The organism is Bradyrhizobium sp. P2_E8 (assembly GCF_056403875.1).
Map to the genome: position 1 here is coordinate 1 of NZ_JBFUES010001010.1, position 2,626 is coordinate 2,626.

Consider the following 2,626-nt stretch of genomic DNA (forward strand, 5'->3'; position numbering starts at 1 on the left):
CATATAGGTCGGGATCACCTTCTCCCGCGCATCGTCGCGCGCCATGTTGCGGGAGTAGCGCATGTCCATATAGGCGCCGAACACCGGATGCGGGCTCGAGCGCTCGCGCTCGGAGCGGATCACCGGGATCATGTCCGCTGTCGAGTACATGCTGGCATAGGGTTCGGGCGCGATGTAGGGCCAGTGCGGCTTGATGTAGGACAGATGCAGGCACCACGGCTTGCCGTCGGTCTCGGCCTCGGTGATGAAATCCATCGCGCGCCGCGTCATGTAGGGCGTTTCGGAATGCTCCTCCGGCACGCGCGCAGCCTTGTCGGCGTGCACCAGCAGCCAGCCGTTCTGCAACGAGCCGTCCTCCGCTGCGCCGGAATTGGCCCAATGCTCCCACGGATTGGTCGCTTCGAATCCCTGCTTGCGGAGATATTCATCGTATTTCGGGCGCGGCCGTCCCGTCGGGTGCAGGCCGTCGTCGCGCTCGTAGGGCTCGAAACCGCATTCGGCGACATGCACGCCGATCATCGACTCCGGCGGGATGCCGAGCGCCTTCATGCCTTCGAGGTCGGGCGCCATGTGGGTCTTGCCGACCAGCACGTTGCGCACGCCGATCTTCCTGAGGTGATCGCCGAGCGTGGGCTCGCCGACGCGCAGCGGCCAGCCGTTCCAGTGCGAGCCGTGCGAGCGCATGTAGCGGCCGGTGTAGAACGACATTCGCGAGGGCCCGCAGATCGGCGACTGCACGTAAGCCTTGCTGAAGAGCACGCCGCGCTTCGCCATGGCGTCGATGTTGGGAGTCTTCAGCGTGGGATGGCCGGTGCAGCCGAGATAATCATAGCGAAGTTGGTCGCACATGATCCAGAGAACGTTCTTCGCGCGCGCCATGCGTCATCCCTGCCGTTTCTTAATTGTTTGATGCTGCGCTATTAGAGCGCCGGTGACAACCTGCCAGTGATGCGGGTACCTGCCGCTCTACATTCCTATGTCATCCCGGCGAAGGCCGGGACCCATAACCACGAATGTTCGTGGCGCGAAGACTCCCACTCCGAGTCTTCGTCAAACTGCTTCCTGGGGGTATGGGTCCCGGCCCCCCGTGCGCAATTGCGCACTAGGCCGGGACGACCGCGAGGAGACGGTCTAGGCCGACCACGGCTCCGCTTCGGCGGCGCTCTTCGCCTTCGCCGACACCGGGGCCTCGCCGATCACGTCGACAAGCGCGCGCAACGCTTCCTTGACGCCGTCGCCGGTGATGCCGGAGAGCAGCAGCGGTGTCTTCTTGGCGGCGCGCTTCAGCCGGTCCTTCTGCTTCTTGAGCTCGTCCGGCTCGACCGCGTCGATCTTGTTCAGTGCCACGATCTCGATCTTGTCGGTGAGCAGCCCGCCATAGGCATTGAGCTCTGTGCGCACGGTCTTGTACGCCTTGCCGGCGTGTTCGCAGGTTGCATCGACGAGATGCAAGAGCACGCGGCAGCGTTCGACATGGCCAAGGAAGCGGTCGCCGAGGCCCGCGCCTTCATGCGCGCCCTCGATGAGACCTGGAATGTCGGCCAGCACGAATTCGCGGCCGTCGGCATTCACGACGCCGAGCTGCGGATGCAGCGTGGTGAAGGGATAGTCGGCGATCTTCGGCTTGGCCGCGCTGACCTTGGACAGGAAGGTGGACTTGCCGGCATTGGGCAGGCCGACGAGGCCGGCGTCGGCAATGAGTTTCAGCCGCAGCCAGATCCAGCGCTCCTCGCCGGGCTGGCCGGGATTGGCGTTGCGCGGCGCGCGGTTGGTCGAGGATTTGAAATGCGCGTTGCCGAAGCCGCCATTGCCGCCCTCGGCGAGCACGAATTTTTCGCCGACATTGGTGAAGTCGTGGATCAGCGTCTCGCGGTCCTCATCGAAGATCTGCGTGCCCATCGGCACCTTCAGCACGATGTTCTTGCCGTTGGCGCCGTGACGGTCCGAGCCTGCACCATTCTCGCCCTTCTGGGCCTTGAAATGCTGCTGGTAGCGGTAGTCGATCAGCGTGTTCAGCCCGTCGGCGACCTCGATGATGACGTTGCCGCCGCGACCGCCATTGCCGCCGGAGGGGCCGCCGAATTCGATGAACTTCTCGCGGCGGAACGCCACGCAGCCGTTCCCACCGTCACCGGAGCGGATATAGACCTTTGCTTCGTCGAGGAATTTCATGGGCCATAGGTAGGCCAGCCGGTCCCCCGCGGCAACCCGGACTTACCCGCAAATCGGCCGAAATTCCGCGAATTTCGCCCCTTGCTTAACCCCAAGGTGACTTCCAAGGCGACTTCCAACACGACTTCAGGGGCGGCGCCGGATCAGGAATTTCTGCGTGCCCTCCAGCACCAGCTCCTTGCGCTGGTTGAACACGGTGCTTTTGAGCGTCACCACGCCGGTCGAGCGTCCCGGCATCAGCTCCGTGACCTCGAGCGCGGGATAGATGGTGTCGTCGGCGAACACGGGCTTGAGGAACCGGCTCGATTGCTCGAGGAAGCCGACCAGGGACTCTTCGACCATGAAGGGAAACAGGCCGGCGCCGGGCGCGGTGTGGATCAGGGTCTGGAAGCCGTGGGCGAGCAGATGCGGCATGCCGCGGCTGCGGCAATACTCCACGTCGTAATGCACGGGG

3 protein-coding genes are annotated in these 2,626 nt (G+C 64.2%); all 3 read right to left on the reverse strand.

Features of this window, described 5'->3' with window-relative positions; all coding sequences use genetic code 11:
- Positions 1-879: sulfatase-like hydrolase/transferase (locus AC1D00_RS35855; RefSeq protein ID WP_477013924.1), on the reverse strand; the 879-nt coding region annotated here is incomplete at its 3' end.
- Between the two features lie 252 nt (positions 880-1,131).
- The gene (gene obgE, locus AC1D00_RS35860) at positions 1,132-2,172 is read right to left on the reverse strand and encodes a GTPase ObgE (RefSeq protein ID WP_135178828.1); all 1,041 of its coding nucleotides are present in this window, start codon (positions 2,170-2,172) and stop codon (positions 1,132-1,134) included.
- A gap of 126 nt (positions 2,173-2,298) precedes the next feature.
- Positions 2,299-2,626 (reverse strand): MaoC family dehydratase (locus tag AC1D00_RS35865; protein ID WP_477013925.1); only part of this gene is annotated, 328 nt, incomplete at its 5' end.

What these genes read in the sequence shown, in the direction of transcription:
- obgE (WP_135178828.1), bottom strand. Translation starts at nt 2,172, where the DNA reads ATGAAATTCCTCGACGAAGCAAAGGTCTATATCCGCTCCGGTGACGGT.